Origin of the sequence: Wolbachia endosymbiont (group A) of Paraperithous gnathaulax, assembly GCF_964028485.1 — a bacterium.
Lineage (GTDB): Bacteria > Pseudomonadota > Alphaproteobacteria > Rickettsiales > Anaplasmataceae > Wolbachia > Wolbachia pipientis.
Genome location: NZ_OZ034784.1, coordinates 914,854 through 933,145, shown reverse-complemented (window position 1 = coordinate 933,145; position 18,292 = coordinate 914,854). Strand labels below are relative to the sequence as shown.

Annotated in this window: 19 protein-coding genes; 10 read left to right on the top strand and 9 right to left on the bottom strand. The window is 34.5% G+C overall.

Going from position 1 to position 18,292, the window contains the following annotated elements; genetic code table 11:
* The first annotated feature begins 48 nt into the window (after positions 1-48).
* Positions 49-747: a ribonuclease III gene (gene rnc, locus ABWU74_RS04995; RefSeq protein WP_006279914.1), complete on the top strand. Its 699-nt coding sequence runs from the start codon at positions 49-51 to the stop codon at positions 745-747.
* Between the two features lie 338 nt (positions 748-1,085).
* Here rnc and ABWU74_RS04985 read toward each other — a convergent pair whose 3' ends face one another.
* The gene (locus tag ABWU74_RS04985; RefSeq protein ID WP_209473313.1) at positions 1,086-1,628 is read right to left on the bottom strand and encodes a hypothetical protein; all 543 of its coding nucleotides are present in this window, start codon (positions 1,626-1,628) and stop codon (positions 1,086-1,088) included.
* Between the two features lie 109 nt (positions 1,629-1,737).
* The gene (locus ABWU74_RS04980) at positions 1,738-2,268 is read right to left on the bottom strand and encodes a phospholipase D family protein (RefSeq protein ID WP_010963125.1); all 531 of its coding nucleotides are present in this window, start codon (positions 2,266-2,268) and stop codon (positions 1,738-1,740) included.
* A gap of 530 nt (positions 2,269-2,798) precedes the next feature.
* On the opposite strand from ABWU74_RS04980, the gene ABWU74_RS04975 reads away from it, so the two are divergent.
* On the top strand, positions 2,799-2,939 hold the full coding sequence (locus ABWU74_RS04975) for a hypothetical protein (RefSeq protein ID WP_153296786.1): 141 nt from the start codon (positions 2,799-2,801) through the stop codon (positions 2,937-2,939).
* 185 nt (positions 2,940-3,124) lie between these two features.
* Here ABWU74_RS04975 and ABWU74_RS04970 read toward each other — a convergent pair whose 3' ends face one another.
* Complete coding sequence (locus tag ABWU74_RS04970; protein ID WP_022626161.1) at positions 3,125-3,949, bottom strand: hypothetical protein; 825 nt, start codon at positions 3,947-3,949, stop codon at positions 3,125-3,127.
* Between the two features lie 167 nt (positions 3,950-4,116).
* Here ABWU74_RS04970 and ABWU74_RS04965 point away from each other — a divergent pair, with 167 nt between their 5' ends.
* Genes ABWU74_RS04965 through ABWU74_RS04950 form a run of 4 tightly spaced genes read left to right on the top strand, consistent with a single transcriptional unit; the run spans position 4,117 to position 6,407 of the window.
* Positions 4,117-4,755, top strand: a complete 639-nt coding sequence (locus tag ABWU74_RS04965) for an HAD family hydrolase (RefSeq protein ID WP_010081930.1) — start codon at positions 4,117-4,119, stop codon at positions 4,753-4,755.
* Positions 4,755-5,252, top strand: a complete 498-nt coding sequence (locus ABWU74_RS04960) for an RDD family protein (protein WP_010081931.1) — start codon at positions 4,755-4,757, stop codon at positions 5,250-5,252. Before ABWU74_RS04965 ends, ABWU74_RS04960 begins: the two co-directional genes overlap by 1 nt.
* Before the next feature lie 59 nt (positions 5,253-5,311).
* Entirely contained in the window at positions 5,312-5,788 is a 477-nt protein-coding gene (bfr, locus tag ABWU74_RS04955; RefSeq protein ID WP_010081932.1) for a bacterioferritin, read from the top strand.
* A 1-nt stretch (position 5,789) separates the two neighbouring features.
* Positions 5,790-6,407, top strand: a complete 618-nt coding sequence (locus ABWU74_RS04950; RefSeq protein ID WP_070357010.1) for an SURF1 family protein — start codon at positions 5,790-5,792, stop codon at positions 6,405-6,407.
* Positions 6,408-6,437: 30 nt separating this feature from the next.
* On the opposite strand, the gene ABWU74_RS04945 is transcribed toward ABWU74_RS04950, so the two are convergent.
* Positions 6,438-8,156: a monovalent cation:proton antiporter-2 (CPA2) family protein gene (locus ABWU74_RS04945; protein ID WP_010963130.1), complete on the bottom strand. Its 1,719-nt coding sequence runs from the start codon at positions 8,154-8,156 to the stop codon at positions 6,438-6,440.
* Positions 8,157-8,161: 5 nt separating this feature from the next.
* Positions 8,162-8,734, bottom strand: a complete 573-nt coding sequence (locus ABWU74_RS04940) for a thioredoxin family protein (protein ID WP_010081997.1) — start codon at positions 8,732-8,734, stop codon at positions 8,162-8,164.
* Between the two features lie 108 nt (positions 8,735-8,842).
* On the opposite strand from ABWU74_RS04940, the gene tmk reads away from it, so the two are divergent.
* Positions 8,843-9,433, top strand: a complete 591-nt coding sequence (tmk, locus tag ABWU74_RS04935) for a dTMP kinase (protein WP_353289453.1) — start codon at positions 8,843-8,845, stop codon at positions 9,431-9,433.
* On the opposite strand, the gene ABWU74_RS04930 is transcribed toward tmk, so the two are convergent.
* The 4 genes from ABWU74_RS04930 to ABWU74_RS04915 all read right to left on the bottom strand — a co-directional run bounded on the left by ABWU74_RS04930 (position 9,426) and on the right by ABWU74_RS04915 (position 14,062).
* Positions 9,426-10,094: a hypothetical protein gene (locus ABWU74_RS04930; protein ID WP_010081999.1), complete on the bottom strand. Its 669-nt coding sequence runs from the start codon at positions 10,092-10,094 to the stop codon at positions 9,426-9,428. The two genes, tmk and ABWU74_RS04930, sit on opposite strands and share 8 nt — an antisense overlap.
* Before the next feature lie 154 nt (positions 10,095-10,248).
* Complete coding sequence (ftsH, locus tag ABWU74_RS04925; protein ID WP_353289243.1) at positions 10,249-12,090, bottom strand: ATP-dependent zinc metalloprotease FtsH; 1,842 nt, start codon at positions 12,088-12,090, stop codon at positions 10,249-10,251.
* A 12-nt stretch (positions 12,091-12,102) separates the two neighbouring features.
* The gene (gene tilS / locus ABWU74_RS04920) at positions 12,103-13,398 is read right to left on the bottom strand and encodes a tRNA lysidine(34) synthetase TilS (protein WP_208571594.1); all 1,296 of its coding nucleotides are present in this window, start codon (positions 13,396-13,398) and stop codon (positions 12,103-12,105) included.
* A 184-nt stretch (positions 13,399-13,582) separates the two neighbouring features.
* A complete protein-coding gene (locus ABWU74_RS04915) occupies positions 13,583-14,062 on the bottom strand; it encodes an OmpA family protein (RefSeq protein ID WP_010081889.1) in 480 nt (159 codons plus the stop codon).
* A gap of 275 nt (positions 14,063-14,337) precedes the next feature.
* Here ABWU74_RS04915 and ABWU74_RS04910 point away from each other — a divergent pair, with 275 nt between their 5' ends.
* From ABWU74_RS04910 to mnmA, 3 genes are all read left to right on the top strand, one after another.
* A complete protein-coding gene (locus tag ABWU74_RS04910) occupies positions 14,338-15,765 on the top strand; it encodes a carboxypeptidase (RefSeq protein ID WP_264339690.1) in 1,428 nt (475 codons plus the stop codon).
* Between the two features lie 23 nt (positions 15,766-15,788).
* A complete protein-coding gene (locus ABWU74_RS04905) occupies positions 15,789-16,865 on the top strand; it encodes a rod shape-determining protein (protein WP_209473299.1) in 1,077 nt (358 codons plus the stop codon).
* 202 nt (positions 16,866-17,067) lie between these two features.
* Positions 17,068-18,180 carry a tRNA 2-thiouridine(34) synthase MnmA gene (gene mnmA, locus ABWU74_RS04900; RefSeq protein ID WP_209473297.1) on the top strand — a complete coding sequence of 371 codons (1,113 nt, stop codon included), beginning with the start codon at positions 17,068-17,070 and terminating at the stop codon, positions 18,178-18,180.
* The last annotated feature ends 112 nt before the right edge of the window (positions 18,181-18,292 follow it).

Genomic DNA, 18,292 nt, shown 5'->3' with positions numbered 1-18,292 from the left:
TCTCTGGTATAAAGGTGGTAGAAAGTGCTTTTCTTTTAAATAATTGGTATGAAGAGTTTGAATGATGCAATATCTAAGATCATTGATTATAAATTTACAAATTATGCAATATTAGAAGAGGCACTAACTCACCCAAGCGTAAATAAAAGGAATAGCAAAAACCAGATTGTAAGCTACGAAAGACTAGAGTTTTTGGGCGATAGTGTTTTGAATATGGTTGTATCTGCCACACTGTTTAAACTATTTCCTGAAGAAAAAGAAGGAGCATTGGCAAAAAGAAAGACGGATTTAGTTTGTGGCAACACCATTGCTAATGTTGCTAAAGAAATAAAATTAGGCAGCTTTATCATCATGAATAATAGTGAACGCTGCAATGGAGGGAGATGTAACTTAAAAAATTTAGAAAACTCGCTTGAAGCACTAATAGGTGCAATTTATATTGATGGCGGGCTTGAAAATGTTGAAAAATTTATTATCCAATATTGGGAAAAGCTAGCTAAAGGCATGCTTGACCCCCCTCAAGATCCTAAAACCTCACTGCAAGAGTGGACTCAGAAAAACAAATTGCCTTTACCAGAGTATGAGCTTGTAAAACAAACTGGACCAGCGCACAATCCTGAATTTACTATATCAGTTTGCATAGAAGATTATGGTAAAGTTTCTGCATGCGCTTCTAGTAAAAAGATTGCTGAACAAAAAGCTGCTGAGTTGATGCTAGAAAAAATTGGAAAAGACGCTTCAGTTTAGGCAAAATAGGCATTAATGTAAATTTTAAGGAAGCTAATAGCGTTTAGGGTAAATGGTCAATTTAAGGAGAAGCATAGTATTATTCATAAAAAAGTTGATTTACCAAAAATCAAGCCTTATGTAGTGGAATATCAATGGCTGTTGTCGGAGATGCGGAAAAAAAGAAGTAGCAAGTTACCAAAAGGTGTTATGCCAGATACATTTGGTCCAAGAGTTGTTTTGTGAAGTTGACAGAGTCAAGGAGAATGAAAGTTTTAAAAAATAGCATATTTTTTAATTATAAAAATTTGATATTAACTGTTGTTGGTTGATTGAGTAAAAACCAGTGAATGGTCACGTTAAAACATATTTTTAAATTTCTGCCAAAATCCTGGTTTATTATCATTAACCTTTGTAAATGTTATATTTAAACTGTATTTCGGATCATTTGGCACGTCGTATTTTATGCTAAATGTTGAAACTTTATCGTTATTGTAAATATGTACATCATCATATGATAGCTTTGTTGTGTAACACTTTACATACTTTTGCTTATCATGCACTAAATCACCTGACTCCCTTTCTAGTTCCACAAATTTCGTTTTTTTCTGACATTCCTTCATTTTTATTAAATCCTTATCTAGTGATATTGAAACTGGCAACGTATTTCCAGCATATTCTTTAGCTAAAAGTTCACTTTGAGGATACATTTTTATTTCCCTGCCAAAATGTGAGTCTATGAAATTATTACTCCAAAATTTATCGCCAGAATGCACGTACTCATCAGTAGCATACGGCACCCCACCATAATTGCATTGAACTTTGTAATCTCCAACACTGTTGTTTTGAAAAAAATCATGAATAGCAGTGTAGCTACCGGCAGCATCATTTATATAATCCATTACTTTATTCCTTAAATTTTTAGTTCATTATATCATAATCATTATGCCAATCAATCAAAAAAGCTCTCCCTTGCTGTTTTTAAAACTGATTTTGAGCAAGCGCTCTCGATTAGTTGGGAGCGTATTTGTAAGATTGTGACATTCGTGCCTCCCAGTTTTTCACATACTGCTGAATCAATTCAGGATAATCTGTAATAATTAATAAATTTTCAGCATTTCCTTTTTTAGCTGTCTTACTAAGGTTAAATGACCCTGTGATGACTTTTTGATTGTCAGCAATCATTATCTTATTATGAGCAATCTTTGGCTTATCATCGATCCAAATTGGTACTCCACCTGAAAATAATTCATTTATAACACTATATTTTGAGTAGAGTTGCGATTTATCTAAGATGACTTTAACATCAACACCGCGTTCTTTAGCATTAATCAAAGATTTTGCAACTGTTCCAAGAGTAAATGTATATTCTTGAACTAAGATAGATTTTTTAGACTGATCTATTACGTTGATTATCGGTACAGCACAATCTTCTCCAGGTGAAAAGCAAACCGTAGCTTTTGGGCAGGGCGAAAATATAAAACCCGCATAGTAATACAGAGAAAAACACATTAACAAGAATAAAAAGTGAAAAAGCCTCACAACAACCCACCCCCGGATATACGGCGATAGGCTACATTATAATTTAATCACCTGTCAATAGACTTCTTGCATAGTTTTTGGCAACAACCGTTAGAAACGAAAAAACTTCCTTGACAAACTCCGCCAGCCCCCTTATCATGAAACTGAAGGTATTCAGTTATCTTCATCTGTGCAGATTAAACAGCAAGGAAACAACGTAGTTGGCGTCTTATTTTTAATTTTTTGCACTATGTGTACCTTATGTCTTCACAATATTTCTAGGTTTTTACCTACACAAGCTGAAACGCGCTTATAAGTCGTTTAAGACAGTATAGTACGCCAATTTGCAGGATTAGGGAGTGACAACTAGCTAACACGGGGTTTCTTTTGCCTTTTTTTCTGCTTAGTAAATTTCTTAAACATTTAAACTAAGGTGAGTTGCATTTAAAAGCAGCTAAATTGCAGTGTTTAAGACTTAAAAAACGCCAATGTTCTAAAATAGATATTAGCTGGGGCTTCTTTTGCCTTTTTTTCGTTTGGTAAATTTCTTAATGTTTATAGCTAACATGAAGCTAAGTACGAACTTTGTTAAATACAACAAATGGTGTCATCCCAGTGCTCCTTTTTTTGTCATCCGAGTAGCTGACACTGGGATCTATTTTGCATGTAACTCCAATTGTGTTTTGGCATAAAACGCGACGCGTATTAGACTTATTTGCAAGCAAAGCTTGCTAGATCCAAGTAGTCAGGGCACTGGGATAACATCATAGGGACACTGGGATGACACCCTGACAATCGTCATCCCGCTACTTGTTAGCGGATGAGATACCGCAGCGGTATGACGGTTCGTGGCGGTATAATGAAGCTTGAAAGCGGATCACCTTTCACGACCCGTGTTTACTTCATTCACTTTAGGAGTATTAACAGGCGTTATTGCCGGGTTTTCAAGCTTTGTTGCCTGCTTCAAACCCTCGCTTACACTTTTGTCCTTTAAAATTTCATCAAGCTGCTTACTCTTTTGTTGCTCTTCGTTATTTGACGTATCTCTTTGAGCATCTTCTTTCATGCCACGAGCATTCTCTACATCCTTTTCACCTTCACCTAAAAATTTTTCTAATATTTTCTTAACAAAGCGCTTCAGAAGACTCAAAAACCCTTCTTCTTTTTGATTTTCTTGTGGTTGAGGCGTGTTATCTTTTTTGTCCGGCTCAGTGTTGAGCTTCTCTTTTACAGAACTCTTGCTTACTGAGGGATTAACGGTTTGTGAATCGTGCTCTGATGCTGTTTGCACAGAAGCTTCAGTAGTCTTTTTTTGTGTATTATGTTCAAGGTCTTTAACTGCTGTTGTAGTTTTTCTCGGAGTGTCTTGGAGTTTTTTGTCACTTTTTGGCTCTGCAACTTTTTCACTTGTGAAGATGCCCTTCCCTTTATATTGTTGGTCAAGCTCAGCAATTCTTTCAAAATCTTGACGTACTTTTTCATCTGCACGTCCTTTTTGACTTTCAAATTTCTGACTCAATTCTGCAACGTTTTTCATTTTGTTCTCAAGCTCCTTACTTTTCACAGCTTTTAGAGCCTCTGTTCCTTTTGCGATATAATTAACCTTCTTTTCTAATGAGGTACCTTCTGGAAAAGCACCTGGAGAACGTTCAAAAACATCTTTAAACTTTTTTTCAACACTTTCTTTAGATGTCTGGGCCATACCTGTTACCTATTAAAACATATCATATAATCAGTATATTAGCTAATTATATAAAAAACAGTTAACATAACTTGTGGTAAAAAGTGTTTATCAAGGGCGTCCTATTTATATCTTTTTCATTAAAATGCTATTTACTTATTAAGTTAAAATGTATAATTATATAAGAGATGAAAGATAGCTCATTAGCAGTAGTATTCGATTGGGATAATACCTTAGTTGACACTCAAGATAATATTTTTAATGCTATTAAGCATACCATAAACTCAATGGGGTATAGTAATAAAGCTGCTGATAGAAATTCCCATGAGTCGAGAAAGAGCTATATGGTCAATTTATTTGGCGATCAGTGGAAAAAAGCGAATCAGATATATCAACAATATTTAGATGATGCACTATTGCAAAACATTGCTTTGAATCAAGGAGTAGAGAAAATGTTGCAGACACTGAAAAGCCACAATATTTATCTAGCAATAGTAAGTAATAAGAAAAATACTAATTTACGTAAAGAAGTTGCCTATTTTAAACTAGATTCCTACTTTGAAAGAGTGGTTGGGTCATGCGATACTGCAGAAGATAAACCATCTGCAACCCCACTGCTATTTGCACTAGAAGAGAGTACGTTGCCTATAAATAGAGAAAATGTGTTTTTCGTTGGTGATAGCATCACAGATGTTCTGTGTGCACAAAATGCCAATTGTTTACCTATTATATACGGTCAATCAATAAGCGGTTATGAAGATTTGTTATGTTTTCAACATTTTGATAAACTTACAGATTTTATAATAAAGTATTTAGAAGATAGGTAATGACCACTGTTACAGAGATTGCCAGTATAATAAGACGCTTTTGCGCATATTTGATAGATAGAGCAATTTTATTAATTCCAAACTTATTAATCAGACTATTGTTAAAGAATTTTCCGTTAATTTCATCTATGTGTATAGATTGCAGTTACTTCACATATTTTATATCTTCAAAAGCCCAAGCAACTCCTGGTCAGCAATTAATGAACATACATACCATAAGCTTGGACGGTTCTAAAATAGATTTGAGTTTAGCATTTGATAGAAGCATTTCTCAGTTTTTTCTTTCTCTATTATATAACATAATAGTTATCCTCATCGAGCTTTTCCAAGAACAGGACGTGTTAATAAACGCTTTCGATATATTAATAGTGCTACTCACTATATTAACGGTGCTGCTCACTCTTTGCTGGTATCTAGTTGCTTGCTTCTCTAAGAAAAAACAGACATACCACGACATGCTATTTAATACGGTTGTTATCAAAGGAAATATTAAATGAGTTGCTATAACTATCGTTATCATATAAATTATGCTGATGAATTGAACTAAGGGAAGATTATGAATGAAGAGATAGTAAAACATTTGAACAAATTATTGACCAATGAGCTAACTTCTGTACGCCAGTATCTTTTGCATTTTGCGATTCTCAAAAACAATGGAATTAATAGATTTGCAGAAAAGGTAAAAAATGAGCTTAACGAAGAACTTGAACATGCAAACAAGTTGGCAGAAAGAATTTTGTTATTCAAAGGAGTTCCAAATTTTCAGGATACAAACGAAATATCAAAGCATGATGGAAAGTTTACAAAAGACACAATACGGAAAATCTTAGAAGCTAATTTGAAATTAGAGGGAAAAGGTATTAAGGATATCAAAGAAACGATTTCTATCGCTGAGAAAGAAAAAGATTTTGTTAGTGTAATGTTATTAGAAGAGATGTTAAAAAATGAAGAAGAGCACTTCCATTGGATTGAAAAACAGATTGACCTTATTGAACTAATGGGTGTTGAAAACTATTTAAGAACACAAATATAGAGTGTTAAAAAAAATAGTATTTATTTTAATTGTACCTTGCTTGCTCCTTTTTTTATTAGGATTATGGCAAGTATTCAGATTGAACTGGAAGAATAATATTATCAAAAATATGAGTCTTCCTGTTGTTCATCTGTTGCCCAATAACGACCTTGAAAAATTTAACTATAGGCATGTCAAGATTGATGGGATTCTAAGTGACATAGAACTATATGTTTTTGCAGGGCAACACGGCTATCACGTGCTGTCTCCTATGTTGCTCACCACTGGACGTTACATGTTGGTGAATAAAGGAATAGTCGGAGAAAAAAAGGAGAAAAAAGTAAAAATTGAAAAAGTAGTTGCAGATGGAATTTTATATTGCGATAGCAATAAAAGTAAAAATTGGTTTATCAAGAACGATACTGCTTCGAATACATGGTTTACCCTGAGTACAGAAGAAATTTCCAATGAGTTAGGTATTAAGCTAGAGAAGTGTGTATTGTGGCCGAACAATTTTGGCAGCAAAGTAGCTATACAGCCAATGAAGCATTTGGAATATGCAATCACTTGGTTTGCACTTTCCTTAATTTGGTTGATTATGTGCGTAATTTACTATAGGCAAAACCTCAATAAAGCTTGAAGCTTTCTGTACATAAAATTAGAGAAGTAGTTATTCATCTTTATCACTACCAAGGTCTTTTAACATACTGTAATTGCCTTTTCTGAATCTACTTTTTAAAGACGTAACTCCACTTTCGCTAATACCACTAAGGCTCAGTGCAGCTCCACCTAGCTGCAATCCTATCTCAGATGTTTCAGGAATAATTTTACTAGCTCCTAGATCTCTATAAACCTCCACATTACTCAGATCTGGTAAGCGTATTACAATATTTACATGCGGAAAATTTGCTGCAACTAAAGAAACAACTTTTTTTATAGTAACTTCATTCTTTATTGAAATAACGAGAGCTTGAGCTCTTTCTATTCCTACCGATTTTAAAATTTCACATCTTGTAACATCTCCAAGATATATAGGAAAACTATCACTTTTTCCTTCTTTGACTATTTTCGATTGAATATCTACAACAACGTAACTTAAATGCTCTGCCGTAAGCATTTTTGTTACCATATATCCCACTCTACCAAATCCAGCAACTATCACATGGTTATAAAGATCTTGTGTATCTGTTTCAACAGCTTCATCATCTAATATTGTTTTCTCAGTGCTAAATGAGTTTGCTATCCAATCTCCAAGCCCCGATAAAAGAGGAGTGAAAGCCATGGTTACTGTAGTTACCATCATAAGTACTTGAGCGATTTCACTTGGTAGCACATTTAGCTCATCTGCTAAGCGAAACAAAATAAACGCAAATTCACCGCCTTGTGAAAGCAGTAACCCAGCTTGTATAGCAGGTGCACTCTTAAACCCAAAAAATCTACACAATATATATATAATAGATGTTTTTAAAACGATAAGGATAATCGATAATAAAGTAATTAGTGGTAACTTATTGAGTAAAAGTTCGGTATTGATGGACATACCAACAGTCATGAAAAATAAGCCAAGAAACAAATCTTTAAATGGCAATACTGCGTGTTCTACTGAGTGTCTATATTCTGTTTCTGCAACTAACAATCCAGCAACAAATGCACCTAATGCTAACGATAAATGGAATTGCTCAGTAATAAATGCTGCTCCTAATACTATTAAAAGCGTTGTTGATATAAAGATCTCATTACTTTCCATTTTAGCAATAACCGAAAATAAAGGTCTAAGCAATAATCTACCAGTTATAAATATCAGCACTAATGCAATAGCTGCTTGCACCAATGAACCTGCCAATGAGCTTATCAGGCTGTGCTCAGAATTGCCAGTAAGTAAAGGTACCAATACTATTAATGGTACCACTGCAAAATCTTGCATTAATAGCACTGCTATCGACAACCTACCAACCTGACTTGCTTGAGAACCTTTTTCTTGCAGAACCTGCAACACTATTGCTGTTGAGGATAGCGCAAGCCCACCACCAATAACTGTTGCTATATTCGTATTCACTCCGAAAGCAAGAGCGATGCACCATATTGCTACCATGGTAACTATAACTTGAAGAGAACCGAACCCAAATACATGAATACGCATAGCGATCAGGCGTTCAAATGTCAATTCAAGGCCTATAATGAATAATAGAAAAACTACACCAAATTCTGCAAGATTATCCATTGCTTCAGCTGAGTGTATCAGATTAAATCCGTGAGAACCAATAACTGCACCTGCAACGAAGTAACCAAGCACTGGACTAATATTCATTTTCCAAAATGCTATGACTATAAACACAGCAGCAGAAAGCAAAATTATAATATCAAACAAATGCTGAGAGCCACTGTGCATGATATTTAACCTGTAGAATTAGACCATTTAATTGAGCAGCCAATACTTGATTTTTGGTCAATTGGAGAATTACCAGTTTCTGCAATAAATTTCATAGCTTGAAATAAGTCACTACTTCCTACTTCATAGCTTTGAACCTTTTCTTTTTTTGTGTCGTTAAAACGTCCACGATAGCAAAGGTTTAAATTGGAATTAAAGCCGAAAAAGTCAGGAGTGCAAACAGCCCCGTATTCTTTAGCTATTTTCTGTGTACTATCAATTAAATATGGAAATATAAACTTATTTTCCTTGGCAAAATTAATCATATTTTCAAAGGAATCTTCTGGATATTCATTTACATCATTTGGCATTATTGCAATGGTGTTTACCTGATAATCTTTTTTCAATTGATCAACATCGCTTACCAGATTGCTAATAATTGACTGAACGTAAGGACAGTGATTGCATATAAACATTATAATAAGACCATTTTTTCCACAACAGTCACTTAATGCATAATATTTATTGTCTACTCCCAAAAGATTAAAATCTTTTGCAGTAAAACTAAAATCGACTTTAGGAGTATTCAGAGCAACCATAGACTATTATTATACCACATGTAATTTACGGTCTTATTATTTAAATGTCAAACGGTTTCTATGTATACTGTTTGCATATTCTTTTTTAGTATTATAATTATAAAACTTATGTTCATAACTTTCGAAGGAATAGACGGCTCTGGTAAAACAACACAATCTAAGCTACTTGTAAATCATTTTAAGCAAATTCGCGGCGAAAATAATGTGGTATTGACTCGAGAACCAGGTGGCACTAACTTTGCAGAGAAGGTAAGAGGAGTATTGTTAACGAATAATATTGATTCTATTTCTGAACTCTTGCTACTTATCTCGATGAGGCGCGAACATATGAAAAAATTAATATTACCAGCTCTTGCAGAAGGAAAAATAGTGATTTGTGATCGGTTTATTGATTCAACTATTGCATATCAAGGATATGGGTTTGGAGTTGACTTAGGGCTAATAAGGGACTTACATAAGCTAGTGGAAATTAAATATCCAGATATTACATTCATTCTAGATATTGATGTTAAAGTTGGGTTAAATAGAGCAAAAGACAAGAATAAATATGAAGAAATGGATGTTAATTTTTACAATAAGGTCAGAAAAGGATTTCAGGAAATAGCCATAAAAGAGCCCGTTAGGTGCAGTGTTATCACTGGAATTGAAACAAAAAATGATAATCACGTACACAATGAAATTATTGATAAAATCACCTAGCTTGTGATAGAAAATTATCAATTTCAGGTAACATTATTTCATATGAATAACTTTTTGTTTGAGTAGCTAAAAAATCCTGTATTTTGTCTGGATCTTCTTCACTTATCATCTTATATGCCCTTGCGAGGTTCATTAATTCACTTCTATTTTTTTTATTGCTTACTTCAGTAATAGTAAAAAATTGATCAAAATGGTCTAAGAGGTCTTTATTTTTTATTGAAGACACAATATCGTCAATTTCTTTCACATATAATGCAAGTTTGTGTGCTTTACTACGATCTTCAAAACAAAGATTAACAAGCACGTTACGAAACCTATCTTTCGTAGTACTTCTCACTTCTGCTAATAAGGACTTAATATTTTCTTGGCAATGCACTCTCTTTACCGATTCAGCCGGTTCAACCATACCAAGAACATTCTTTACCAAAGATTTTTCTTCACAACTAAATATGAACATGTAATAACCCATCGATAAAGTGAAGAGCAAGAACATAGCCGGAAGTAAAAACGGAGCTAATACATTTTGTGACGCAGGGAAAATAAACCAGGTAACAGTTGCTATTGACACAGTTACAAATAATCCTGATAAACATAATTGTGCTTTTCTTCTATAATTCTGATCAATAACTGTACTTACACCAATAGAAGCTATATCAATCATTACTCACACCTCATTAAACATTAATACTAACTGAATGATAGCATTATTGTGATGAAAATGCAATATTATGAATATTTTAATACAATTTATATTGACAGTTACAATTCTGAATGTTTTATTGCAGCGTTAGCTGATTAGCATTTTTAAGATGAGGTCAACTCTCATAGAGAGAGGATTTTTTTACTTTCTCATTCTTCTCATTTTCTTCTCTAACAATTTTTTTTCCGTTTAGTATATCCTTTATTTCATCTCCTGTTAAAGTTTCAAACTCCAGTAGATTTTCAGCAATAAGCTCTAAGCCTTTCTTATGCTTGGTCAAAATGTCTTTTGCTTTTTCATAGCAAGAAGATATGATTTTTTTCACTTCTTCATCTATGAGCTTTAGCGTATCTTCAGATGTCATATGAGGATGTTGTGGATCTTGCTGCTCACGATTGTGATACACTAGCCCTATCTCATCATTCATTCCACATTTTTTTACCATAGCACGTGCTATGTTAGATGCTTGTCGTATATCAGAAGACGCGCCACTTGTAACTTTATCGTAGCCAAAAATTAACTCTTCTGCTGCCCTGCCACCCATGGCAACAGTTATATCTGCTATCAGCTTTTCTCTTGTGTGGGACACTCTATCTGTTTCCGGTAGTCTCATAACTAAACCTAAGGCCATACCTCTTGGAATGATTGTTGCCTTGTGTATAGGATCAGAAGCAGGCATATTAACCGCAATTATCGCATGACCAGCTTCATGGTATGCAGTCAGTCTCTTTTCCTCTTCTGTCATAATTAGGGATCGTCTTTCTACGCCCATCATTACTTTATCACGTGCATATTCAAAATCATCCATGGTAACAATTTTCTTGTTTCTTCTTGCAGCGATAAGTGCAGATTCATTCACCAAATTTGCTAGATCAGCCCCTGAAAAACCTGGTGTTCCTCTTGCAACTGTTTTCACGTTTACATCTGGTGCTATTGATATTTTCTTTATATGAGTATTTAATATCTTTTCACGCCCATTTATATCGGGTAAAGAAATAGTAATCTGTCGGTCAAAACGACCAGGTCTAAGCAGTGCTGGATCTAAGACATCCGGACGGTTAGTCGCAGCAATTATTATTACACCTTCATTAGACTCAAAGCCATCCATCTCAACTAATAACTGATTTAATGTTTGTTCTCTTTCATCATTGCCGCCACCAAGACCAATGCCACGATGTCTACCCACCGCATCTATCTCATCTATAAAAATTATACAAGGAGCATTTTCCTTGCCTTGATCAAACATATCACGAACACGGCTCGCACCAACACCAACAAACATTTCAACAAAATCAGATCCAGAAATGCTAAAGAATGGCACATTAGCTTCTCCTGCAATTGCACGAGCAAGTAAAGTTTTACCAGTTCCAGGAGAGCCAATTAAAAGGCACCCTTTTGGTATTTTTCCACCTAATATTTGAAATTTTTGCCTTTGTTTAAGGAAATCAACGATCTCTACTAGCTCTTCTTTTGCTTCATCAATTCCAGCAACATCATCAAATGTTACTTTTTTTCCACTAGTCATGAGTCTAGCCCTTGACTTGCCAAAGCTTATAGTTCTGTTGCCTCCCGCTTGTGTTTGTTTAAGAAAGAATAGCAAAAAGCCAATAAAGATAAATGTTGGGACCCATGAGATAAGTAATCCACCAATTACGTTCATGGCAGAATCTCCAGTTGAAAAGGAGAATCTCACTTTTCTATCATGTAAATTTTTTATTAGGTCGCTATATATGACACCGCTTGAATTGAAACTTGAACCGTCCCTGAACTTGCCTTCAATGCTCTGGTTTTTTATGACAATATTTTCTACATCATTGTCTTCTAGTCTAGTTAAAAATTCCGAAAAAGGTATAATTGTTTTACTTTTACCTACATTTCCGCTGAATTGAATATAAGCAACTGAAATAAGAACAATAATTACTAACCAGATCAATAAGCCTTCTAAAAATTTTTTCATTTCTATTTCTAACTAAATACTAATCAAGCTTACCAAATTTTGTTTTATCGTGCTATTAATAATGCATTGAACCTTATCGTCATTGGTATTTTTTCCGTTATAATTTACATCAGGATAAGCAAGCACCTTGCTATCTTTTTGTACTGTAGGCAAAGAGTAGAAAACTTCAGGGCAGCAGTTGTAATCCTTCAGAAATTCAGGAACTTTTTGTGTTTTTTTTAATGGAGCGATGATAACTGAACACCCTTGATTTCCGAGTATTGTGCAGCTAAATCTGTTATCCCATTGGGTAGGTTCATTTAAAGGTAGGTTTACGGTAATTTCTTGTATCCTTGACGATTCTCTAATTATTAAGATATTTTCTCCATACTTTCTTATTTTACACCCAGAAAGTGTACAGTTAACATTACTATCCTTTTGCAATATTCTATTAAATATTGCAATGAGGCTGCTGTACCTTGGTTTATAATGTTTACTGGCAATTGCCATTATAGAGTAAAGAAGAAGCCTCAAGGCTATTTCCTCTGGCAATTGATAAAATTCACTTAGTTTAATTTCAATATAACCAAGATCATGCACATTAACGCAGTCATTAAACGCAAGGCGTGTGTAGTGCATCAACGCTTTTGCAGCTCTTTTCATATGAAGGGCTGTGAGGCATATTCGCTCTGTTAAAATCTCTTGATTATCACTTGCTTTAAGTAAGTTACGGTATAAAGTTCGTCTGTATTTTAAGTCATGATTGCTTCTATCTTCGATCCATTTTAACCGATGAAGCTTAGCGTACTTTTCTATTTCACTACGACTAAAATTTAACAATGGCCTAAATATATAAATACCATTTAGGAAAGACTTGTAGTCCATTGATGATAATCCATCTACGCCACTACCTCGCTCTAATCTTAACAAGAACGTTTCTGCTTGATCATCTTTGTGATGAGCAACAAGTAAATATTTAACATTATTATTTTTACACCACTCTGCTAGTAACTTATACCGTGCTTTTCGTGCCTGTAACTGAATATTGCCTTTAATATTTTGCTTCTCCCAATTTAATATGAACGATTCCTTTGCTCCAAGTTCCTTTGCATAACTTACAACAAAATCAGCTTCTTTTTGAGACTCTGGACGTAATCCATGATTTACTGTTAATGCTATAGGAAGTGAAAGCTTGTTTTTTTTTGCCCAGTTAGTCATTAAGTGCAGTAAGACTATACTATCTACACCACCTGATACTGCAACTGCAACTTGATTGTTATAGAAAGCAAAACTATTAACCACATTTTGAAATAATAACTCTAATTCCATTATGTCTCTTGATGGCCAGACAGGTCAGATCTCTTACGTCATACCGCGACTTATTTGTGGTATATATAGATCCCGCTAACAAGCAACGAAATATGACAAGTTTGTCCTTTTTTGTCTACCCCAGTGCCCTTTCTTTATGTCATCCCAGTGTTTGACACTGGGATCCAGGTTTTAATGCAAGAAACTATTTCTTTATTCCAGAAAATGAAAATTCCACTCTACGATTTTTAGCATGCTCTTTTTCATATTTAGAATTTCTAGAATCATCTTTTACATTAACCAAAGGCTCAGTTTCACCTTTAGAAGCAGTTTTTATTCTGTTTTCTATGTAGGGTGTACAACTAACCATAAATTTTTTAGCTGCATCAGCCCTTCTAGCGCCTAGCGCAAGATTATATTCATGAGAACCACGGTTGTCAGTGTGACCAGTTAAAGTAACCTTCGCGTCAGGGTTATCTTGTAACACCTCCATTACGTCAAGTAATGCATCTGCACTTACTTCAGCAATACTAGATTCATCATAACCAAAGAAAACTCTTTTATCACCTATCTGCTTAACAACAGAATTTATTTTATTTGTTGTATTTGCTCCTTTTTTTGGGCAAGAACTTACACCAGTAAGTAATAAACAAAAACAGCACATTATAACCAGTCTACTCCACATTACTAAACCTCCATAAATTTTAAATAGTGCGTAACTTTAATTTCAGTAGCTAATATCTCTCCATATTGTAATATAGTCAAGAGAAATAAAATACTAAATACTTTTTCTACAACCTTACAATTAATTTTCCTATAATATGCTGGACTCTGAATAGAAAAATCCAATAAAAGAATAAAAAGTACAATTTTTTATTGTACTTTAAGCAAATATACTTTTAACTTTATTATTAATCTATTACGGTATTAAACAGATGTTTTCTAAAATAATGAACAAATATGCAATCTTATAAGTTTTTAGAGGAAGTATTATATAGGGTAAAGAATATCGAAAATACGCTAAAAGTACTAAACCAAAGCCAATTGAATATAGAGGACAAAGTTGAACAAATGAGTCTTCTAGAAGAAATCAGACATGAAATTATCTCTCATGACGCAATAAAGGAATCATTAGCAGATGCTCTTGGTAACAAAAAAAGTGCAAATACTCAGCAGCTAAAGTTAATAGAGAGAATACATAAAAGCAACAGTGCTGTTCCTATTGATTTAGTAAAGTCTTTATCCAAAGCTAAGGTTGAATGCCAAAATTTATGGAAGCTATCTCATTCTGAAACCAGTAACTTAGAAAAACTAAAAGAACGTTTTACTGATTTAATCACACTCATTCGCGAAGTAGCTTCTATAAAATCGCAGCAATTAAAATGCTCAAAATACGACTCACTGCTTGCTGACTATGACTCTGATATCACAGAAAAGAATATAAGGGAAGTATTCCCCAAGGTAGGCAAATTTTTTAGCGAAAATGTAGATAAAATAATTGAAAAGCAGAAAAAGGATAAGGATAAGGTTACTAATATACAAAAAGTTGCTACTCAGAAACAGATTGAACTTGGCTCATTATGTTTACAGCAAATGGGTATTGCACTAAATGAGATTCGTACTTCTTATTACTACCCTATAGATTATGATGAATCTGATTTTTGTTATGGTTTATTTTCACTTTTGCGGCATAGTGGTTATGCAATTTATCAAAAATGTTTAGCGCAAAATTCTATAAGTAGTCCAATTACGAGACATGTTATGTATGAAACTCAAGGGTTATTCATGGAAAGGATGATTGGAACATCCAGAGAATTTATTGAGTTTATTCAACCACACATAAAAGAGAAATTTGCTATAAAAGGCAAAACTAACGAGAAAGTTAGCAGTGTTGAAAATTTGTACTTGATTTTCAATGAAATAAACCTTTCTTCTTTTTTAAAAAATGCAGATGAATTTAGTCTGTTAGCTCATATTATGTTGAGAACTAGGTTAGAACAAGATATAATAAATGGTACATTGGAAGTCAAAGACCTGCATGATGCGTGGCTGGAAGGTATGAAGCACTATAAAATTCCAGTAAAAGCTGAAAATGAGCTAAACACTTATTTTCAAGATGAATATTGGGCAAGCGGTGTTATGGGCTACTTTCCTATAAAAATTATTGCTTTAATTGCTGCTGTGCAGATTTTCTCTTGCGTTAAAAAGAATCATTACGAATCATTAAGTGCTATAATAAAAGGAGATTTTAGTTTACTTATCAGTTGGTTATCTCAAAATATATACAGTGCAAAGTGTGGCCTGGAACTGCTAAAAAAAGTAACAGGTAAGGGTTTAGACGTTGAGTGTGTTACTTACTACTTATCTGAAAAGTATAATTTGTCTTAATAAATGGTTTTCTTGAGTTATGTATGAATTTTGTTCGAAAATTAACCGGAAAGTTTTATAGCCTTTTTACTTTCAAAGGTTTGTTTGCTAGCGATATTGCTATAGACCTTGGTACTGCAAACACTTTAGTTTATCAGAAAAATCAGGGAATAGTGCTTGATGAGCCTTCAGTTGTAGCAAGAATAAAAGAAAAAGGAAGTTACGTTCCTTATGCTTTTGGTAAAAAAGCTAAAATGATGCTTGGGAAAACGCCTGGAGAAATAGAGGCAATAAGGCCCTTAAAGGATGGAGTTATTGCTGATTTTAAAAGTGCGGAAGAAATGCTAAAATATTTCATACGCAGTGCAAACACAAAATTCACTGTTAATAAACCTAATATTATCATATGCGTTCCATCTGGATCCACGCCAGTTGAAAGGCGTGCTATACAAGATGCAGCAGAAAGTGCTGGTGCAAATGAAGTATTTTTAATTGAAGAACCAATGGCTGCAGCAATCGGAGCTGGGCTCCCGGTTACTGAACCTGAGGGTTCTATGATTGTTGATATAGGAGGCGGTACAACTGAAGTTGCAATTATTTCTTTAGGCGGAATTGTTTATTCACGTTCTGCCAGAGTAGGTGGCGATATTATGGATGAAGCAATAAAATCATATATTCGTGAAAATCATAAGTTATTAATCGGTGAAACAACCGCTGAGAAAATTAAGAAAAGCATAGGTTCAGCCAGTCTGCCAGGTGAAAATAACAAAGAGGGAATGATAATTAAAGGCAGGGATTTAGTGAGTGGCATGCCAAAAGAAATGCTTTTATCAGAATACCAAGTTGCAGAGAGTTTAATAGAGCCTGTACATCAGATAATTTCTGCTATTAGGACTGCACTGGAGAGCACTCCACCTGAACTTTCTTCTGATATAGTCGATAAAGGAATAATTTTATCCGGTGGCGGCGGATTATTGCGTAACTTGGGCAAAGTTATCAGTGAAACAACAAAACTACCAGTTCGTGTTGCAGATGACCCACTTTGTTGTGTTGCTCTGGGTAGCGGAAAAGTGCTTGAAAACATGGATTATTTTGGCCATGTTTTATTTAAGCAGGATTAAATTATTTTTAAAGGTAGTTCATCGAATTTTATAGCAAATTTTACCTCAAGCATAAAGATGTCATCCAAGTAGCCAACACTGGGATCCAGAAAAATTGACTATAAACAAGTATGCTGTTTCGATGAAATTGTGTAATAGAAACTAGATTCCAGTGTCAGCTACTTGCATGACACCAAGTTTGTGTTTATAAATTAAGGCGATTATGCTAAAAGAATTTGAAATAGAACCTCTGCTAAAAGATAAAGCTCCGCACCAGACCAAGGCTGTTGTTGCAATGTCCGGGGGAGTTGATAGCTCCGTTGCTGCAGCACTGCTACATAACCTTGGGTACAAAGTGGTAGGTGTGACTCTTCAACTCTATGGCACCGACGGTAATGCTAACGCAAGAAAGGGCGCATGCTGCGCTGGACAGGATATTTATGACGCTAAGCGTGTAGCTGAAAGTGTTGGCTTTCCTCACTATATTTTAAACTATGAGGAAATATTCAAAAAGGAAGTAATAGAGGATTTTGCGAGTACCTATATGCGTGGGGAAACTCCCATACCATGCGTGAGATGTAACCAAACGGTAAAATTTCGTGATCTATTGCAAGTTACAAAAAATCTTGGTGCGGATGTGCTCGTAACAGGACATTACGTGAGAAGGTTAGAAAAAAATGGTGAGGTAAAGTTGTGCAGAAGCATTGATAAAAGTAAAGATCAAAGTTATTTTTTGTTTGCTACAACTCAAGAGCAATTGAAGCTTTTGCGATTTCCACTAGGTGGGTTCTATAAAAGTGATATAAGAAAATTAGCAAAGTATTTCAGCTTACAAATTTCTGAAAAGCCGGACAGTCAAGATATATGCTTTGTTTCCGAAAGCTATAGTAAAACAATAGCTAAATTAGCTCCACAATCTGTACAGAAAGGTAAAATTGTGGATGTAAATGGAAAAGTGCTAGGCGAGCACAGTGGCATAGTAAATTTTACAGTGGGGCAAAGAAAGGGCTTGGGTATCGCACACAATGAACCTCTTTATGTGATAAAAATTAATACAGAAAATAATGAGGTTATAGTAGGTCCGATCAACGTATTAATGCAAAAAAAAATATTGATCAAGGAGTTAAATTGGTTAGAACAACCAAAGGAAGGTATGGAAGTAACTGTGAAGCTGAGATCATCACATGCGGGAAGTTTAGCAACAATACATTCAACTGACGAAAAAAATAAAGCCTGTGTCATTTTAAACGACGATTACTTTGGCATCAGTCCAGGTCAAGCCTGTGTAGCGTATAAAGATGAGCAAGTTATCGGCGGTGGATGGATATGCTCTTAACTAAAAGCTTTAATGCAGAGTGTAAACATACAATAGACTTCTTGCATAACCATATAACAGAAACGAAAAAACTTCCTTGACAAACCTCGCCAGCCCCCTTATCATGAAACTG

Bases quoted from the DNA above. Each gene is read 5' to 3' on its own strand.
- rnc (WP_006279914.1), top strand. From the start codon at position 49: ATGAAGAGTTTGAATGATGCAATATCTAAGATCATTGATTATAAATTT.
- ABWU74_RS04985 (WP_209473313.1), bottom strand. From the start codon at position 1,628: ATGGATTATATAAATGATGCTGCCGGTAGCTACACTGCTATTCATGAT.
- ABWU74_RS04975 (WP_153296786.1), top strand. From the start codon at position 2,799: ATGTTTATAGCTAACATGAAGCTAAGTACGAACTTTGTTAAATACAAC.
- ABWU74_RS04970 (WP_022626161.1), bottom strand. From the start codon at position 3,949: ATGGCCCAGACATCTAAAGAAAGTGTTGAAAAAAAGTTTAAAGATGTT.
- ABWU74_RS04965 (WP_010081930.1), top strand. From the start codon at position 4,117: ATGAAAGATAGCTCATTAGCAGTAGTATTCGATTGGGATAATACCTTA.
- ABWU74_RS04960 (WP_010081931.1), top strand. From the start codon at position 4,755: ATGACCACTGTTACAGAGATTGCCAGTATAATAAGACGCTTTTGCGCA.
- bfr (WP_010081932.1), top strand. From the start codon at position 5,312: ATGAATGAAGAGATAGTAAAACATTTGAACAAATTATTGACCAATGAG.
- ABWU74_RS04945 (WP_010963130.1), bottom strand. From the start codon at position 8,156: ATGCACAGTGGCTCTCAGCATTTGTTTGATATTATAATTTTGCTTTCT.
- ABWU74_RS04940 (WP_010081997.1), bottom strand. From the start codon at position 8,734: ATGGTTGCTCTGAATACTCCTAAAGTCGATTTTAGTTTTACTGCAAAA.
- tmk (WP_353289453.1), top strand. From the start codon at position 8,843: ATGTTCATAACTTTCGAAGGAATAGACGGCTCTGGTAAAACAACACAA.
- ABWU74_RS04930 (WP_010081999.1), bottom strand. From the start codon at position 10,094: ATGATTGATATAGCTTCTATTGGTGTAAGTACAGTTATTGATCAGAAT.
- ftsH (WP_353289243.1), bottom strand. From the start codon at position 12,090: ATGAAAAAATTTTTAGAAGGCTTATTGATCTGGTTAGTAATTATTGTT.
- tilS (WP_208571594.1), bottom strand. From the start codon at position 13,398: ATGGAATTAGAGTTATTATTTCAAAATGTGGTTAATAGTTTTGCTTTC.
- ABWU74_RS04915 (WP_010081889.1), bottom strand. From the start codon at position 14,062: ATGTGGAGTAGACTGGTTATAATGTGCTGTTTTTGTTTATTACTTACT.
- ABWU74_RS04910 (WP_264339690.1), top strand. From the start codon at position 14,338: ATGCAATCTTATAAGTTTTTAGAGGAAGTATTATATAGGGTAAAGAAT.
- ABWU74_RS04905 (WP_209473299.1), top strand. From the start codon at position 15,789: ATGAATTTTGTTCGAAAATTAACCGGAAAGTTTTATAGCCTTTTTACT.
- mnmA (WP_209473297.1), top strand. From the start codon at position 17,068: ATGCTAAAAGAATTTGAAATAGAACCTCTGCTAAAAGATAAAGCTCCG.